Annotated in this window: 18 protein-coding genes; 5 read left to right on the top strand and 13 right to left on the bottom strand. The window is 37.0% G+C overall.

Features of this window, described 5'->3' with window-relative positions; translation table 11 throughout:
- Positions 1-268: 268 nt before the first annotated feature.
- Entirely contained in the window at positions 269-469 is a 201-nt protein-coding gene (locus J2S13_RS05865; RefSeq protein WP_307256789.1) for a YkzI domain-containing protein, read from the bottom strand.
- Positions 470-621: 152 nt separating this feature from the next.
- Here J2S13_RS05865 and J2S13_RS05870 point away from each other — a divergent pair, with 152 nt between their 5' ends.
- On the top strand, positions 622-1,248 hold the full coding sequence (locus tag J2S13_RS05870; RefSeq protein WP_307256790.1) for a YktB family protein: 627 nt from the start codon (positions 622-624) through the stop codon (positions 1,246-1,248).
- A 74-nt stretch (positions 1,249-1,322) separates the two neighbouring features.
- Here the strand turns inward: J2S13_RS05870 and J2S13_RS05875 are convergent, their stop codons facing one another.
- Positions 1,323-1,598, bottom strand: coding sequence for a UPF0223 family protein (locus tag J2S13_RS05875; protein ID WP_307256791.1), 276 nt, complete (start codon positions 1,596-1,598; stop codon positions 1,323-1,325).
- 60 nt (positions 1,599-1,658) lie between these two features.
- The gene (locus tag J2S13_RS05880; RefSeq protein WP_307256792.1) at positions 1,659-2,615 is read right to left on the bottom strand and encodes an NAD(P)H-dependent flavin oxidoreductase; all 957 of its coding nucleotides are present in this window, start codon (positions 2,613-2,615) and stop codon (positions 1,659-1,661) included.
- A gap of 239 nt (positions 2,616-2,854) precedes the next feature.
- Here J2S13_RS05880 and J2S13_RS05885 point away from each other — a divergent pair, with 239 nt between their 5' ends.
- The gene (locus tag J2S13_RS05885) at positions 2,855-4,324 is read left to right on the top strand and encodes an aminotransferase class I/II-fold pyridoxal phosphate-dependent enzyme (protein WP_307256793.1); all 1,470 of its coding nucleotides are present in this window, start codon (positions 2,855-2,857) and stop codon (positions 4,322-4,324) included.
- 101 nt (positions 4,325-4,425) lie between these two features.
- Here J2S13_RS05885 and J2S13_RS05890 read toward each other — a convergent pair whose 3' ends face one another.
- The 6 genes from J2S13_RS05890 to pdhA all read right to left on the bottom strand — a co-directional run bounded on the left by J2S13_RS05890 (position 4,426) and on the right by pdhA (position 10,084).
- Positions 4,426-4,542, bottom strand: a complete 117-nt coding sequence (locus tag J2S13_RS05890) for a GapA-binding peptide SR1P (RefSeq protein WP_307256794.1) — start codon at positions 4,540-4,542, stop codon at positions 4,426-4,428.
- Between the two features lie 218 nt (positions 4,543-4,760).
- Positions 4,761-4,997 (bottom strand): hypothetical protein, encoded by a 237-nt coding sequence (locus tag J2S13_RS05895; RefSeq protein ID WP_307256795.1) that lies wholly within the window; start codon positions 4,995-4,997, stop codon positions 4,761-4,763.
- 220 nt (positions 4,998-5,217) lie between these two features.
- The gene (gene lpdA, locus J2S13_RS05900; protein ID WP_307256796.1) at positions 5,218-6,627 is read right to left on the bottom strand and encodes a dihydrolipoyl dehydrogenase; all 1,410 of its coding nucleotides are present in this window, start codon (positions 6,625-6,627) and stop codon (positions 5,218-5,220) included.
- Between the two features lie 4 nt (positions 6,628-6,631).
- On the bottom strand, positions 6,632-7,918 hold the full coding sequence (locus tag J2S13_RS05905; RefSeq protein WP_307256797.1) for a dihydrolipoamide acetyltransferase family protein: 1,287 nt from the start codon (positions 7,916-7,918) through the stop codon (positions 6,632-6,634).
- Positions 7,919-7,987: 69 nt separating this feature from the next.
- Positions 7,988-8,965, bottom strand: a complete 978-nt coding sequence (locus tag J2S13_RS05910; RefSeq protein ID WP_307256798.1) for an alpha-ketoacid dehydrogenase subunit beta — start codon at positions 8,963-8,965, stop codon at positions 7,988-7,990.
- Positions 8,966-8,968: 3 nt separating this feature from the next.
- Complete coding sequence (gene pdhA, locus J2S13_RS05915) at positions 8,969-10,084, bottom strand: pyruvate dehydrogenase (acetyl-transferring) E1 component subunit alpha (protein WP_307256799.1); 1,116 nt, start codon at positions 10,082-10,084, stop codon at positions 8,969-8,971.
- A 775-nt stretch (positions 10,085-10,859) separates the two neighbouring features.
- Between pdhA and def the strand changes: the two genes are divergently transcribed.
- Positions 10,860-11,414: a peptide deformylase gene (def, locus tag J2S13_RS05920; RefSeq protein WP_307256800.1), complete on the top strand. Its 555-nt coding sequence runs from the start codon at positions 10,860-10,862 to the stop codon at positions 11,412-11,414.
- A gap of 268 nt (positions 11,415-11,682) precedes the next feature.
- On the opposite strand, the gene J2S13_RS05925 is transcribed toward def, so the two are convergent.
- A complete protein-coding gene (locus tag J2S13_RS05925) occupies positions 11,683-12,456 on the bottom strand; it encodes a Cof-type HAD-IIB family hydrolase (RefSeq protein ID WP_307256801.1) in 774 nt (257 codons plus the stop codon).
- A gap of 653 nt (positions 12,457-13,109) precedes the next feature.
- Here J2S13_RS05925 and J2S13_RS05930 point away from each other — a divergent pair.
- Together J2S13_RS05930 and rnjA are read left to right on the top strand one after the other, a co-directional pair.
- The gene (locus J2S13_RS05930) at positions 13,110-13,316 is read left to right on the top strand and encodes a DNA-dependent RNA polymerase subunit epsilon (RefSeq protein WP_307256802.1); all 207 of its coding nucleotides are present in this window, start codon (positions 13,110-13,112) and stop codon (positions 13,314-13,316) included.
- 6 nt (positions 13,317-13,322) lie between these two features.
- Positions 13,323-14,990, top strand: coding sequence for a ribonuclease J1 (gene rnjA / locus J2S13_RS05935; protein ID WP_307256803.1), 1,668 nt, complete (start codon positions 13,323-13,325; stop codon positions 14,988-14,990).
- A 137-nt stretch (positions 14,991-15,127) separates the two neighbouring features.
- On the opposite strand, the gene J2S13_RS05940 is transcribed toward rnjA, so the two are convergent.
- The 3 genes from J2S13_RS05940 to J2S13_RS05950 all read right to left on the bottom strand — a co-directional run bounded on the left by J2S13_RS05940 (position 15,128) and on the right by J2S13_RS05950 (position 17,097).
- The gene (locus J2S13_RS05940) at positions 15,128-15,793 is read right to left on the bottom strand and encodes a potassium channel family protein (protein ID WP_307256804.1); all 666 of its coding nucleotides are present in this window, start codon (positions 15,791-15,793) and stop codon (positions 15,128-15,130) included.
- A gap of 225 nt (positions 15,794-16,018) precedes the next feature.
- Positions 16,019-16,474, bottom strand: a complete 456-nt coding sequence (locus J2S13_RS05945; protein ID WP_307256805.1) for a TlpA disulfide reductase family protein — start codon at positions 16,472-16,474, stop codon at positions 16,019-16,021.
- Positions 16,475-16,548: 74 nt separating this feature from the next.
- Complete coding sequence (locus J2S13_RS05950; RefSeq protein ID WP_307256806.1) at positions 16,549-17,097, bottom strand: peroxiredoxin; 549 nt, start codon at positions 17,095-17,097, stop codon at positions 16,549-16,551.
- Between the last annotated feature and the right edge of the window lie 37 nt (positions 17,098-17,134).

The following is a 17,134-nucleotide window of genomic DNA, read 5'->3' on the forward strand; positions in this document are numbered from 1 at the left end:
GTCTATCATATAGGGGACACCTCTTCTGTATGGTAGTGATTTCTAGTCAATCTCACTATACCAAAGATTGAGGTGTTTTTTTATTTTAAAAAAGGTTGTCAAGCAATAAAATGAATAGACTTTAAACTCAATGCAGCCAACATTTAGCACCCATTATTTTGGTGCGAAAGTTGAGTTTCTAATAAAAACGGATCTAACCCTTTTCCTTTAGATCCGCTTCCCCTTCACCCTCATTATTCATGATGCACTAACCCGCTTCAGCTAAAAATTATGAAGTATATTCTTTTAATTGAATGAATTCATTCCGAAGTTCATGCAATTTTTGCTTACATTTTTTCATTTGTTTTTCATTTTTTTCTTGAATCGCTTCATAGAGTACCGCCAATTCATAATCTAATTCCAGGCGAAGGACTGCTAATCTTTCTTGGGCTTTGGATTTCTTCTTTTTTCCACTTGCTACCTGCTTCATGAAAAAGCACCCCTTTTTGAATCGATCACGCCGATTCCTTTTAATACATTGTATGAAATTCATGTTGGACTTGTAACAAATTTGTGTGTTTAAACTAGCTTTGAACAACTTTATGTTAAAATAATGAAAACGTTGATTTAGGAGGAACGGATATGAGTTTCAATGGATTCACTAAAGAGGATTTTGATGTGTTTGCAATAGAGGGGCTAGAACCAAGAATGGAGTCATTGAAGGCAACGATTCGACCTAAACTTGATTACCTAGGAAACCATTTCTCTCCTACATTGAGCGCATTAACAGGAGACGAAATGTTTTATCATGTAGCTAAACATGCACGCCGTACTGTTCATCCACCAAATGATACTTGGGTAGCCTTTGCAAATAATAAGCGAGGGTATAAAAAACATCCTCATTTCCAAATTGGATTATGGGGTTCACATTTATTCATATGGTTTGCCGTGATTTATGAAGCACCAACCAAAGTTCAAATCGGTCATTCTTTTGAAAAACATCTGGACGAAATTTATAAAATGACCCCACGTCATTTTGTTTGGTCTTTAGACCACATGAAGCCTGATGCATCAAAAATGGAGGATTTGTCACAAGATGATTTGCAAGCGATGTTTCAACGAATGCAAACGGTAAAAAAAGCTGAAATTCTTTGTGGATTCCATATTCCAAAAGATGAAGCGATTTTTATGTCTGGTGGAGAGCTTATAGAAACAATCGATGAGGTTTTTAAAAACTTAATCCCTCTTTATAAACTGGCAAGCCATTAAAAGCGGAATGTCGTATACCTCTAAATAAGGAAGGATGATCCAAAAGTTTTACTCTTTGGATCATCCCCCATTCTTTATGACTTCATCGCAATCCATTGGTCATTTCTAGATTCTTTCATTTTTTTCACAACATGATAGGATGAGTAACCACTTTCCTTTTCGAATTCCTTAAAAATTTTCTTCTCCTCAGCGATACTTGGAACAATTTCTTTAAATCGATGGTAATATTTTTTAAAATTATCCCTTTGTATCCCCTTTTCATAAGCTTTCTCAACCGCCTCAAAAAATTTGACCACATCGATCACTTCATTTGTCGACCAATCCATTGAAAAAGGATATTGATATTCCATGATGCAACACCTCATTGTACCTGAGTTTTCCATTCAAAATAAAAAATATGATATTTCTTATTATGACCAATGTGAGCGAATTGTTTCTCCTTGTTGGATCATTCTTGAAATGAGTTCTTCTACAGAAGGAACGTCTTCTATTAGCCCCATCACTTGCCCGGCCCATGCAAATCCTTCGTCTTCTTTCCCTTCGTGGATGTATCTTTTATTCGCAATTCCACTTATGTATTCTTTCAGCGATTCATATCCCAAGTGTTCTTTCTCAATACTTAAGATTTTCTCAGTCCAACTATTCGAAATCGCTCTTGCAGGAGCCCCTATAGATCGTTTAATCACAACCGTTCCATTTTCATCGCCCTCAACTAAAGCATTTTTATATAGTGATGATGCATGAACACATTCTTTCGTAGCAATGAATCTTGTCCCCATTTCAATTCCTTCTGCACCCAAACTTAACGCCGCCACTAGACCTCTTCCGTCTCCGATCCCACCAGAAGCAATGACTGGAATATTCACACTATCAACCACTCTCGGTACTAATACAAAAGTTCCTATATCATCCCTTCCAAGATGCCCCCCGCCTTCTTGCCCAACAACCATTACAGCATCTGCGCCTAATTTCTCTGCTTTTTGTGCTTGACGAACGGCTGCCACAAGAACAAGCGTCTTAATGCCCGTACCTTCAAGCATTTCAAAAATGGGTGTAGGATTGCCACCTGTCATCGAAATTACTGGAACATTTTCTTCTATGGCAACTTCTACATATTCCTTAAATGGGCGTCGTTGCTGTCCAATTGAAAAGTTCACACCAAATGGTTTATCTGTTAGCTTTCTTACTTTATGAATTTCCTCCCTTAAATCATCAGGACTAGAAAGTGACATTGCTGTAATCTGCCCCAAACCTCCTGCGTTTGACACAGCTGCTGCTAAGTCTGAATAAGCTAAATGAGCCAATCCCCCTTGTATAATCGGATATTTAATCCCTAATAATTCAGTTACTTTTGTATTCCATTTCATTTCATCATTCCCCCTTAATTTTTAAATTCTTCTATTTTTAATAAAATCCTGCTACAAGATCATAATTGAAATGAATTATACATAAAATAATTCTTTTAATCCATCTATCCTCAATGCTATAATCTTTTTGTTTCTTTAATAATTTTTCGCCACTTCTGCAACACAACAGTTTTCCCCTCTTAAATTTTGAAAGGGAAAAAGAATAGGCTTGTTATTTTTTATAAAGAGGTGTTTAATCATTGTCACAGTACCAAACGCCATTATTTAGTGGCTTATTAAAACATGTTGAGAAAAATCCCGTTCAATTTCATATTCCAGGACATAAAAAAGGGGCTGGAATGGATCCAGCATTTCGAGATTTTATTGGTAAAAATGCTTTATCGATTGATTTAATTAATATCGCCCCTTTAGATGACCTTCATCAACCGAGAGGAATGATTCATGAAGCCCAGCAACTTGCAGCAGAAGCATTTGGTGCAGATCATACATTTTTTTCAGTACAGGGAACAAGTGGAGCAATTATGACGATGGTCATGTCTGTTTGCGGACCAGGCGATAAAATTATCATTCCAAGAAATGTCCATAAATCGGTCATGACGGCAATCGTTTTCACTGGGGCGATTCCTATTTTCATTCACCCGGAAATAGACAAGAATTTAGGAATTTCACATGGAATAACGCCTGATTCTGTCGAAAAAGCGCTCAACCAACACCCTGATGCAAAAGGAATCCTTGTCATTAATCCTACTTACTTCGGGATTTCGAGCGATTTAAAGCAAATTGTCGAGATTGCCCATTCGTATCATGTCCCAGTATTAGTCGATGAAGCACACGGGGTTCACATTCATTTTCATGATAAATTGCCATTATCCGCTATGCAAGCAGGAGCTGATATGGCAGCAACAAGTGTTCATAAGCTTGGGGGCTCGATGACACAAAGCTCCATCTTAAACGTTCGAGAAGGTCTTGTTTTTGCAAAACGAGTACAAACGATATTAAGTATGCTTACAACGACCTCAACTTCCTATATTCTTTTGGCTTCATTGGATGTGGCCCGAAAACAACTGGCGACTGAAGGGAAACAACTAATTGATCAAACCATCGATTTAGCCCAGTCGATCAGAAGCCGGATTAATGAGATTCAACATTTATATTGTGTAGGTGAAGAAATTTTAGGGACGAAAGCGACCTATGATTATGATCCAACCAAATTAATCATCTCTGTGAAAGATTTGGAGATTACCGGATATGATGCAGAGAAATGGTTGCGGAAAGTTTACAATATTGAAGTGGAATTATCAGATTTATATAATATTCTTTGTATTATCACTCCAGGAGATAGTGAATATGAAGGTGATATACTCGTGGAAGCATTGAAAGAAATGTCTAATCAATTCTCACAAGAAACTGAGGAAGAACATATTGAAGTGCTTCTTCCAGATATTCCTTTACTGGCATTGTCCCCGCGGGATGCTTTTTATTCAGAGACAGAAGTCGTGCCATTTGAAGAGTCTGTTGGTCGAATTATTGCGGAGTTTATTATGGTATACCCACCTGGAATTCCAATTTTTATACCAGGAGAAATTATAACCGAAGAAAACTTAATGTATATTAAGAAAAATATGGACGTTGGTTTGCCTGTCCAAGGACCAGAGGATTTCGAATTAAAAACTTTAAGAGTGATAAAGGAATATGAAGCGATCAAATAAAACGAATAAACCTTCTAGGAATAGGAGGTTTATTCTATCACTTTTTAAAAGTAAACAAAAAACCGACTAAATAAAAGTCGGTAATCTATTATTATCAAATATTAATCATCTATTTCAGTGTGTTCTTCACAACCGCAATGAGAGTATAAAACCGTTACTTTTTCATCTTCAAAGTAGTCGATCGTTTCTAAGCAAGATTGACAAACGATTGTCCCCATAATAATCTTCCTCTCGAAGTTTATTTGAAAGCGTTTCCTGATCCTGTTTTAATAATAATATAACATATATACATTTTCAACCCCTAATTGTATGACACATTAATTTTTTCTTCCGAATTAATTATCCTTTACTGATAGTTAATCAGAAAATTCCGCCTTTTCAACGAATAAAATTGACAGGATAAAAAATGTCCATTATATTGATTTAAATACCTTTTTTATACATGAACGAATAAATAACGCAAACAGAAATAGAATAATAAACTACTTATTGTTACGATTCCAACTAGCTTAATTGATTGAATGAATTTATTTGCGATGATCCCACCTATATAGATGAAAATGATAAACATTACCCATTGGTACAAAGTATGATCGCCCTTTGATAGCCACTCGGCAATCGAATAACAACTCCAAACCAACAATTGTATGAGGAAGACAACATAAATTACCATGAGTTCACCAGCTTTAGCTTACTTTTTCTTTATGTATGAACAATGCAGCATGATTAATACTCTTATTGTCAATATATGTATTCATTACATCTCTAACACCTAATATTCGTATTTCCTATCTTTATATTGTTGAAATCGCCCTTAAAACACTCTTCCCGGTCCCAGACAAAGAAAAAAACCCTTTATTCAATAAATGAACAAAGGGTTCCTAACCTCATGATTAACGTACGATATGAATCGGAGTTCCAAGCGCTACTTCGGCTGCTTCCATTGAAATTTCACCTAATGTTGGATGAGCATGTATAGTCATCGCAATATCTTCAGCTGTCATTCCAGCTTCTATTGCAAGACCTAATTCAGCAATCATATCAGATGCGCCAGCACCTGCGATTTGAGCACCAATAATTAAGCCGTCTTCTTTACGTGTAACAAGTTTCACAAAACCTTCAGTACTATTAAGAGCAAGTGCACGTCCATTTGCTGCGAATGGGAATTTTGCACCGATTACTTCAATTCCTTCATCTTTTGCTTGTTGTTCTGTAAGCCCGACTGTTGCTAATTCTGGGTCAGTGAAACAAACAGCAGGAATCGCTAAGTAATCGATTTCTGAACGTTTACCAGAAATTGCTTCTGCAGCAATTTTTCCTTCATATGAAGCTTTATGTGCAAGTGGTGGTCCTTGAACAATATCACCAATCGCATAAATAGAACTAATATTAGTTCTGCATTGTTTGTCGATTTCGATTAAACCGCGGTCGGTTAACTTAACACCAACTTGTTCTAATCCCATTTCATCCGTATTAGGTCTGCGTCCAACTGTTACAAGTACATAGTCTGCTTCTACTTGTTCTTCTTTTCCTTTTGCCTCATATGTTACGACGACACCATTAGCCGTTTCTTCCGCTTTCTTTGCCATGGCTTTCGTAACAATATTGACACCTTTTTTCTTCAGGTTTCGTTTTACAAGTGCTGACATTTGTTTTTCAAAACCATTTAAAATTTCATCCGCACCTTCAACAATTGTGATTTCAGTTCCAAGATTAGCATAGGCAGTACTTAATTCAGCACCGATATAACCTCCGCCAATCACAACCATCTTTTTAGGGATTTCTTTTAAATTTAGAGCCCCTGTTGAGTTTAATACACGGTCAGAGAATTTAAAATTAGGAATTTCAATTGGTCTAGATCCTGATGCAATAATCGCATTTTTAAATGTATAAGTTTGGGCTGAGTTTTCATCCATTACACGCAATGTATTTGCGTCAACGAAATATGCTTCACCACGAACAATATCCACTTTATTTCCTTTTAACAGGCCTTCTACCCCACCTGTCAGTTTACTAACTACACTAGCTTTCCATTCTTGAACTTTTTCGAAGTTGACAGAAACATTTTCTGCAACAATTCCAATATCATCAGAATGCTTCGCTTGTTCATAACGATGGCCTGCTGTAATAAGTGCCTTAGACGGAATACAACCAACATTTAAACATACTCCACCTAAATTTTCTTTTTCAACAATAGTTACTTTTTGCCCAAGCTGCGCAGCCCGGATTGCTGCAACATAACCTCCAGGTCCAGCTCCGATCACGATTGTATCTGTTTCGATTGGAAAATCTCCTACTACCATTGTCTTACGCCTCCATTAGTAATAATTCTGGATTATTTAATAGACGCTTAATATGGTTAAGCGCATTTTGAGCTGTAGCACCATCAATAATTCGATGATCAAAGCTCAATGATAATGCTAACACAGGTGCAGCTATAATTTCACCATTTTTTACAATAGCTTTTTCTGAAATTCTTCCAATACCCAAAATAGCTACTTCCGGATGATTAATTACTGGAGTAAACCATTGCCCACCAGCAGATCCAATATTCGTGATTGTGCATGAGGCTCCTTTCATTTCTTGAGGAGAAAGTTTGCCTTCACGGGCTTTTGTTGCAAGCTCACTTATTTCTTGGGAGATCGCAAACATGGATTTACGGTCTGCATCTTTTACGACTGGTACTAACAATCCCTTATCTGTATCCGCAGCAATTCCAATATTATAATAATGTTTATGAATGATTTCCCCTGCTTCATCATCAAGCGACGTATTAAGTATAGGAAATTCACGTAATGCGCTCATTAATGCCTTCACAACATAAGGTAAGAAAGTCAGTTTAATTCCTTTTTGGGCTGCTACTTCTTTAAATCGTTTTCGATGATCCCAAAGTTTTGCCACATCGATTTCATCCATTAATGTTACATGTGGAGCCGTATGTTTAGAATGGACCATCGCATTGGCAATGGCTTTTCTTATTCCACTCATTTTTTCACGAGTTTCAGGATATTGACCTTCCGGAATGACTTGAACCTGATCTTTACTAGTAACCCCTGCCGATTGATCTTGGACTTCAACTTTTTCTTGTGATCTTGTCTCCCCGGAGATAAATTGATCAATATCTTCTTTTAAAACGCGACCATTTTTCCCCGATCCTTGAACCTTTTGAATATCTACCTCATGATCACGTGCATATTTACGAACTGATGGCATAGCGATGACACGATGTTTTGTTGAAGGTTCTTCCTCGTTTTGTTTTGGCAACTCTTGATCAGGTGAAGCTTGTTTGGGCTGCTGTTCCGGTTCTTTCGTTTCTTCCTCATGGGCGTCGCCCTTAAATTTTAGATCCTCATACCCCGGGGCATCAAATTTCACAAGAACGTCACCAACTACAGCAACTGTCCCTTCATTAACAAGAATTTCTTCTACTGTTCCAGTTACTGGAGAAGGAATCTCTACGACTGCTTTATCATTTTGCACTTCGCAAAGTACGTCATCTTCAGCTATTTGATCGCCTGGTTTTACAAACCATTTAACAATTTCACCTTCATGAATCCCTTCACCAATGTCCGGTAATCTAAATTCAAAAGACAATGTTTTCACCTTCCTATATAAAAATCTTTTTTCTTTCGAAGAAGAAATGGTAAGTCAACCCTTCACCATTTAAAATGTAAGGACTTTTTTTGCTGTTTCCATAATATCTTTAAAGTTCGGTAACCAAACGGCTTCCGCTTGTGGGAAAGGGAAGACAGTATCAGGTGCAGCTACACGTAAAACAGGAGCTTCTAAACTAAGAATAGCCCTTTCCGTAATTTCTGATACGATATTCGCAGCAATCCCTGCTTGTTTCTGTGCTTCTTGAACAACGATTGCCCGACCTGTTTTTTCGACGGAAGAAATAATCGTTTCAATATCTAATGGTTGAATGGTACGTAAATCGATCACTTCTACTGAATATCCTTCTTTTTCTAATTCATCCGCCGCTTTTAAAGATTCATGAACCATCGCCCCGTAAGTAATAACTGAAAGATCTTTTCCTTCACGTTTTACTTCTGCTTTCCCAATTGGAATGGTATATTCCCCTTCTGGTACTTCTTGACGGAATGAACGGTATAATTTCATATGCTCAAGGAAGATGACTGGGTCATTGTCACGGATCGCTGAAATTAATAATCCTTTAGCATCATACGGTGTAGATGGGATGATTACTTTTAATCCTGGTTGTTGAGCAACTAAACCTTCTAAACTATCTGCATGAAGTTCAGGTGTATGGACCCCACCGCCAAATGGTGAACGGATTGTAATAGGTGCATGATGACTTCCTCCTGTACGGTAACGCCAACGTGCCATTTGACCACTAATAGAATCCATCACTTCATAAACAAATCCAAAAAATTGAATTTCAGGTACCGGCCGGAAACCTTGTAATGTTAATCCAATCGATAAACCACCAATACCAGATTCAGCCAGTGGCGTATCAAATACACGGTCCTCTCCAAATTCTTTTTGTAGGCCTTCGGTTGCACGGAATACGCCGCCATTTACGCCAACGTCTTCACCAAACACTAACACATTTTCATCATTGCGTAATTCCGTGCGTAATGCATCGTTGATAGCTTGAATCATTGTCATTTGCGCCATGGCTTATTTCGACTCCTTTTCTCGATAAATTTCATATTGTTCTTTTAAGTTATAAGGCAATTCCTCATACATAATAGACATTAAGTCCGTTACTTTTTGTTTTGGTGTATCATCGGCTTTTTTGATGGCTACTTTAATATCTTCTTTCGCCTTTTCAATCACTTCATTTTCCATTTCTTCATTCCAAAGTTCCTGTTTTTCCAAATAGCTTCGGAAACGAACAAGTGGATCTTTTTTCTCCCATTCAGTGTCAAGGTCTGATGTACGGTAACGGGTCGGATCATCTCCAGCCATTGTATGAGGTCCATATCGATAACACATCGTTTCGATTAATGTCGGACCTTCCCCATTAATGGCGCGTTCACGAGCATCATGTACTGCGGAATAGACAGCAAGTGCATCCATACCATCAACTAAAATACTTGGAATGCCTACCGCAACCCCTTTTTGAGCAATCGTTTTAGCAGCGGTCTGCTTTTCACGAGGAGTAGAGATGGCAAATTGGTTGTTTTGAACAACAAAGATCGCAGGAGCATTAAAGGCACCGGCAAAGTTTATTCCTTCATAAAAGTCACCTTGTGAAGAACCGCCATCACCTGTGTATGTAATCGCCACTGCTTTTTTACCACGTTTTTTTAGCCCTAAAGCAACGCCGGCTGTTTGCACATATTGTGCTCCTATAATGATTTGAGGTGGTAAAACATTTAATTCTTCTGTTCCTTTTAACCCCGCAAAATGTCCACGTGACCATAAAAAAGCTTGGTATAAAGGTAAGCCATGCCATACGATTTGTGGAACATCGCGATAACCTGGTAGAATAAAATCTTCTTTTTCAAGTGCGAAATGAGAAGCAATTTGTGATGCTTCTTGGCCAGCAGTTGGAGCGTAGAATCCAAGACGACCTTGTCTATTTAAAGAGATGGAACGTTGATCAAGAATCCTTGTATAGACCATTCGCTTCATCAATTCTTGCAATTGTTCATTTGTTAAATCGGGCAGTGCTGCCTCATTAACAACTTCTCCTTTTTCATTTAAAACCTGTAACATTTCAAATTGCGCTTCTATATTTTCAAGCGTCTTTTTAACATCTACTTGTTCTTTATTTGTTTTTGCACCCATTCGTGTCACCTCTTCCTTTCTAATTAACGTTTGAGACATACCTATTTAATAGGGTACCCAAACCATCGATTTCATTACCTTTAATTCACACTTTCCTTTTTGATTTCTTTCCTTCAACCATCATATATTAGAAGGGGCTAGGCTTTAAAACTGTATTATTATGAAACAAAATAATTATAGTACAACTTTATAATTATATAAATTAGTTTAAACCACCGCTTGATAAAAAGTCAATAAAATTCCACCAAATTAAGATTTTTATCACAATCATTAGAAAATAAAATGTTAACTGTATTATAAAAAACAATAACACTGTTATATAATATTCCCTAAAAATTATCCGCTGTTATAGATTAGTTTTTTTATAAAGTGAGACTTCATCCCCCACTGAACATTAGTTGAGCTTATCGGGCCTTTAGGGGCAGTGATCATCCTCCACCTATCTTCTTTATTACCAAATCATTATGAGGTGAAGGTTTTACTGCCCATTAAGGCGGGATAAACAGATAACTGATTTGAATGAGCCATCTCTAAACCATTGCCCAAGGCCACATTCCATTCCCTATGTTCGCAGTCTTAATGAATTTGGTATATAATGTTTTTTTAAGGGACTCAAATTTCTTCCCAATGTAGGGTTATTCTCATTTACTTTATATGACTTCATTTAAACATCAACTTGTTTTCATAATGAATGAATTTACATTTTCAGATCCTAAGTTTTGTTTTATCATTTGGGATTTGTTTGTTTAGATTTTGAATTGGAGGAATGTGTAACATGATTACGATGAAAGATATTATTCGAGAGGGGCATTCAACTTTACGTGAGATTGCCAAGGAAGTGACTTTGCCCGCTTCTGATGAAGATAAAAACACGCTAAAACAATTAATGGAATTTGTGATCAATAGTCAAGATCCAGAAATATCAAAGAAATACAATTTAAGACCGGGGATTGGTTTGGCAGCTCCACAAATTAATGTTTCCAAAAGAATGATTGCTGTTCATGTGCAGGATGAGAATGGAAAATTATTTAGTTATGCTTTATTCAACCCCAAAATTGTTAGTCATTCAGTTGAAAAGAGTTATTTAGCTTCTGGGGAAGGCTGTTTATCTGTGGATCGCGATGTTCCTGGGTTCGTCCCTCGTCATGCTCGTGTTACGGTGAAAGGAATCAATCTAGATGGAAAAGAAGTAAAAATCCGGCTGAAAGGATTGCCTGCCATCGCATTTCAACACGAAATCGATCATTTAAATGGAATTATGTTTTATGATCATATTGACAAGAAAAACCCTTTTCAAACAATTGAAAATGCCATTGCTATTGGAAGATAAGGGCAAACTTCAGTGAAGATCCAGGAGTAACAAATGCGGAAGCGCCTTGTCCATCGGCATACGAATTTTGCAAGTTGAGACTGAGATAAAGGAAACGAGAGCGAGGTAGTTCACGAGCTGATGTTGACATATCGTAGGGAGAAAACGGAGAAATTCCGACGATAGTCGCTGAAGGCTAGCCGTGGACAACATTTTTAAGGTTATCCACAGTACTAAATTTTATAGTTTCCTAAATAGTAAAAAACCGAGTAGCAGACGCTCGGTTTTTTTACTCAATTAACCCAATCTTTTGAAGCCCCTTATAAATCCCATCTTCTTCAACATTTGTTGTGACAAAGTCAGCAACATGTTTCAATTCATCACAAGCGTTTCCCATAGCTATACCTGTTCCGGCAGCCTCAAGCATTTCAATATCATTTAAACCATCACCAAATGCATATACATCCTCCATTGAACCCCCTAAACGGTTCATCACTCTTTTAATCCCTTCAGCCTTTGAACCACCTGCAGGTAAAACATCTACGGAATAATGATGCCAGCGAATAAACTTAAAGTCCTGGAAATTTTCTCTGTAAAAGGAATCTTCTAGATCTTCGCAACATAACAATGCCTGATATATTTCCTTTTCCTCATAAAAAGAAGGTTGATACGTAGGATAAGGGCATTTAAGACTAGCTAAACTTTCACCAACAAATAAGGAACCTTTTTTGTTTGCAACCATCATTTCTTCATTCAGAAAGACTAGCGGGTGGTTTCTCTTCATCGTCGAGGCTACAAATGGAGCGAATTTTTCTAAGTTTAATGGATTTTTATAAATGACCTCATTTTCAAACACAACGTATTGCCCGTTAAAACTGACGAATGAATCGATTTCAAGCTCTCTCCTAAGATCGGCGAACATAAAAGGGGCCCGTCCTGTTGCAATCGCTGTGTACACGCCATTTTCTTTTAATAATTGCACGGCTTTTTTCGTTCTATCCGGCAATTTTTTCTCACCATCTAATAATGTTCCATCTATATCAAAAAAAACAATTTTATTCATGTATACTTCTTTTTCCCTTCCTTTTCCATTTTTTTAGATCACTTTGTTGAACTTTCTTCAGTGTGAATGATATCCGCTTTATTTTTTACCAATAAACGGTATGAAAAAAATCCCTTCATTGTTCATATACTAACATTAAACAAACTACATTACCAAAACGTATGTTTCAATTTGGACAAGTTTATAGTAAAATAAAGTTAAGGAAGTGATCCACAATGTTGAAGAAGCTAAAAAGAAAGCTCTTAAAACAGTGGAAGGACCTGTTAAGAAAAAAAACAATCGCATAACTTTTCAAATTTTCGCCCTTCCTTAAGTTTTGAAGGGCTATCTTTATGTTTGAAAGATGCTCCTCCTGCACACTTCATTGCAATGAAAGCAAAGTATGATGACGCTGGGTGTGTTACTAAACATCCCTTGATCCATCATAACAATATTTTTGAAAAGATTATTATGCTTTTAAATTTGTTTTGAAAATGACGAATGAAAAAACATGAAAAAGTTGATAACTTTTTATATAATAGAAAAAGTTACTATTTTGGGGATTCAGAGGCGATCTATAAAGCGAAGGCCACCGGACAAATGACCTCGAGCAGCCAGGAGCCGCAGCACTAGGTTACCCTCTTAAGAAATATAAATTAAGGAGAGAAAGAAGAATGATTTATAAAATCTATTATCAAGATAGCAAAACAGAGATTCCTGTACGTGAAAATACAAAAACTTTGTTTATGGAAGCTATCAGCGAAAGAGATGTACGCCAAAAATTGAAAAACCGCCCGATCAACGTTGAATATATTCAACTTTTAGAAGGACCATATTTGGAATATGAAAAACAACGCGAAGATTTCAAGGTGGAGAGCTAAATCTTTATGAAATTTGTAAAAAATGATCAAACAGCTGTTTTCGCCCTTGGTGGTTTAGGCGAAATCGGAAAAAACACATATGGCGTACAATTTCAAGATGAAATTATTTTAATTGATGCTGGGATCAAGTTCCCAGAAGACGAACTATTAGGGATTGATTATGTCATTCCTGATTATACCTACTTAGTAAAAAACGTAGACAAAATTAAAGGTCTGTTCATTACTCATGGACACGAAGACCATATCGGCGGAATCCCTTACCTGCTTCGTCAAGTAAATATCCCGATCTATGGTGGCAAACTGGCTCTCGGTTTAATTAAAAATAAACTAGAGGAACACGGTCTTCTACGCCAAACAGAACTTTATGAAATCCAAGAAGATGATGTGATCAAATTTAGAAAGACATCCGTTTCATTTTTCAGAACAACTCATAGTATTCCTGACTCCTATGGAATCGTCGTAAAAACTCCACCAGGGAATATTGTGCATACTGGGGATTTTAAATTTGATTTTACACCGGTAGGAGAACCGGCAAACCTAACAAAAATGGCTGAAATAGGAAAAGAAGGAGTACTTTGTCTACTATCCGACAGTACAAACAGTGAAGTGCCTAACTTCACGATGTCAGAACGCCGAGTTGGAGAGAGTATCCAAGATATTTTTAGAAGAGTAGATGGAAGAATTATCTTTGCTACTTTTGCATCCAATATCCACCGACTTCAACAAGTGACAGAAGCAGCAGTTTCAAACGGACGGAAGATTGCGGTATTTGGACGAAGTATGGAAGCGGCTATCGAAATTGGACAAGATCTTGGATACATTAGATGTCCGAAAGATACTTTTGTCGACCATGGACAGATCAATCGTATACCTGCTAACCAGGTGACTATTTTGTGTACAGGAAGCCAAGGAGAACCGATGGCTGCCCTATCAAGAATTGCGAATGGCACCCATCGTCAAATCCAAATTCATCCTGGTGATACGGTTGTATTCTCATCATCACCTATCCCTGGGAATACCATCAGTGTCAATCGTACAATTAATCTACTTTATAAAGCAGGCGCTGATGTCATCCATGGTTCATTAAGCAATATTCATACTTCAGGGCATGGAGGACAAGAAGAACAAAAATTAATGCTCAGATTAATGAAGCCAAAATATTTCATGCCAATCCACGGGGAGTACCGGATGCAAAGAACACATGCCCAATTAGGACAAGATTGCGGCGTTCCTGAAGATCATTGTTTTATTATGGATAACGGTGAGGTTCTTGCTCTTGGTAAAAACAGTGCAGAAGTAGCAGGGAAAATTCCTTCTGGGTCAGTATATATAGACGGCAGTGGCATTGGTGATATTGGGAATATTGTGTTAAGAGACCGCCGAATCTTATCAGAAGAAGGTTTAGTCATTGTAGTCGTAAGCATTAATATGAAAGAATTTAAAATCGCTGCTGGCCCTGATATTATTTCACGAGGATTCGTCTACATGCGCGAATCAGGTGATCTAATTAATGTGGCGCAATCTATGATTACAAAACATATTAATAAAGTATTGGAAAGAAAAACATCCCAATGGTCTGAAATTAAAAACGAAATTACAGAAACTTTGGCACCATTCTTATATGAAAAGACAAAGCGCCGACCAATGATTTTACCGATCATTATGGAAGTATAATTTTTAGAAACTAATGCGCAAGCGCCGTAGCACTGGCGTACGGGTTTCGTAGTTTTCGATTGAGACAAAAGAATTTAACGGTTTCCAATAACAAAAAAGCGGAAATGATTCCGCTTTTTTGTTTCTCTAATGAATAGTTATGCATGTAATACTTTCTTTTCAAAGCGGTTAATGTCTGAATCGGCACCGATGACGATCATGACATCTTGTTTTTGGATAAGCTCATCTGCAAGTGGAGAGATGATAATTTCACTTCCCCTTTTAATTGCCACAATATTAATTCCATATTTTGCTCGAATATCTAAATCCATTAATGAATGTCCATCTAATAAATCGTTCGCGACTAATTCTACAATGGAGTGTTCATCTGAAAGCTCTAAATAATCTAATACATTGTTCGATACGATATTATGCGCAATTCTTTTCCCCATATCTCTTTCTGGATGGACAACATGATCGGCGCCAATTTTTCTCAGTACCTTTTCATGATAATCATTTTGAGCTTTTGCTGTAATTTGATTAATTCCGATTTCCTTTAACATCAATGTCGTTAAAATGCTAGATTGAATATCATCACCAATCGCCACGATCACATGGTCAAAGTTACGGATCCCCAAACTTTTTAAAACAGCTTCATCCGTCGTATCAGCAACAACCGCATGGGAAGCAATCTTTGAAAATTCATTTACTCGATCTTCATCTTTATCAATCGCCATGACTTCCATTCCTTCTTCAGAAAGGGCCGAACAGATACTTCCTCCGAAGCGGCCTAATCCTATTACAGCAAATTCCTTCTTTTTCATAAAATCTCCTCCACTATAAGGCAAAAATATAAGGCAAATTTTATATTTATTTTAGCATACTTGTCCATCTTTTCTTAATCCTTTCCCTTCACTGCCTTACTTAAAAAAATCCCATAAAAGAACAAATGTGCAAACGCATCGATCATCGGCGTACGGATAAATTTTATAGTTTCCTAAAAATAAAAAAATCCGATCAAAAAGGAACTTTTGACCGGTTGCAAAATGTTATTCAGCTTTCTCCATTTCATCTAAAACGCGATTCACACGTTTTTCTAACATCTTCATTCCACTTCCTCCAGCTTGGAAGTGCCGAAGATTTCCTGATTTATCAAAAACATAATAAGCAGGAACATATTGATTTTCAAATGTATCTGTAAGTTTATGTTCACTATCAACAAAGATTGGTTGTGTAATTCCATGTTCTTCAGCGACTTTTTTAATATCTTCAATATTTAAGTCATCTTCAGAACGTGGCATATGGACAGCCACTACATTTAATTTATCTTTGTATTTATCACGAAATTCATTTACATGTGGCATTGCTTCTTTACATAAATGGCAACTAATAGACCAAAAATGAAGCAAAGTTGGCTTTTCTCCCACAAGTTGTTCCCTTGTCACTTCACCATTTAACCATTGTGTCGCACCAACTAATTCGGGCATTGGTTCACGTAGTTTCATATACATCCTCCTTTGCAATCATGTGTTTCAAAAGGCCTAACAATATCTGTTAGGCCTAGTGTTATAACTAACAATTATACGTTAAGAGTATTTTGACCTGGTTTCCAGTTTGCAGGACAAAGTCCACCAGTTTGTAATGCTTGAAGTACACGAAGAGTTTCGTCTACATCACGGCCGATATTATTGTGGTTAACTACTTGATATTGTAATTCACCTTCAGGGTTGATAATGAATAGACCACGTAATGCAACCCCTTCTTCTTCAATTAGAACACCGTAGTCGCGAACTACTGTATGATTAGTGTCTGCAGCTAATGGATATTTAAGCTGGCCAAGACCATTGTCTTTACGATCTGTATTAATCCATGCTAAGTGTGTATGAATTGTATCAGTTGAAACGCCGATTACTTCAGCATCTAAATCTTCAAATTCTTCATAACGGTCAGATAAAGCTGTAATTTCAGTTGGACATACAAAAGTGAAGTCCATTGGATAGAAGAACAATACTGTCCATTTATCATTTTTGATGTTTTCTTCAAGACTTACCTTTCCGAATTCTTTGTTTGGCAATACTGCATCCATTTCAAAACGTGGAGCTTGTTTACCTACCATGCGTTCTGCCATGAATAATCCCTCCAAATATTTTAATTTTTATGATTGA

Source organism: Oikeobacillus pervagus, assembly GCF_030813365.1.
Lineage (GTDB): Bacteria > Bacillota > Bacilli > Bacillales > DSM-23947 > Oikeobacillus > Oikeobacillus pervagus.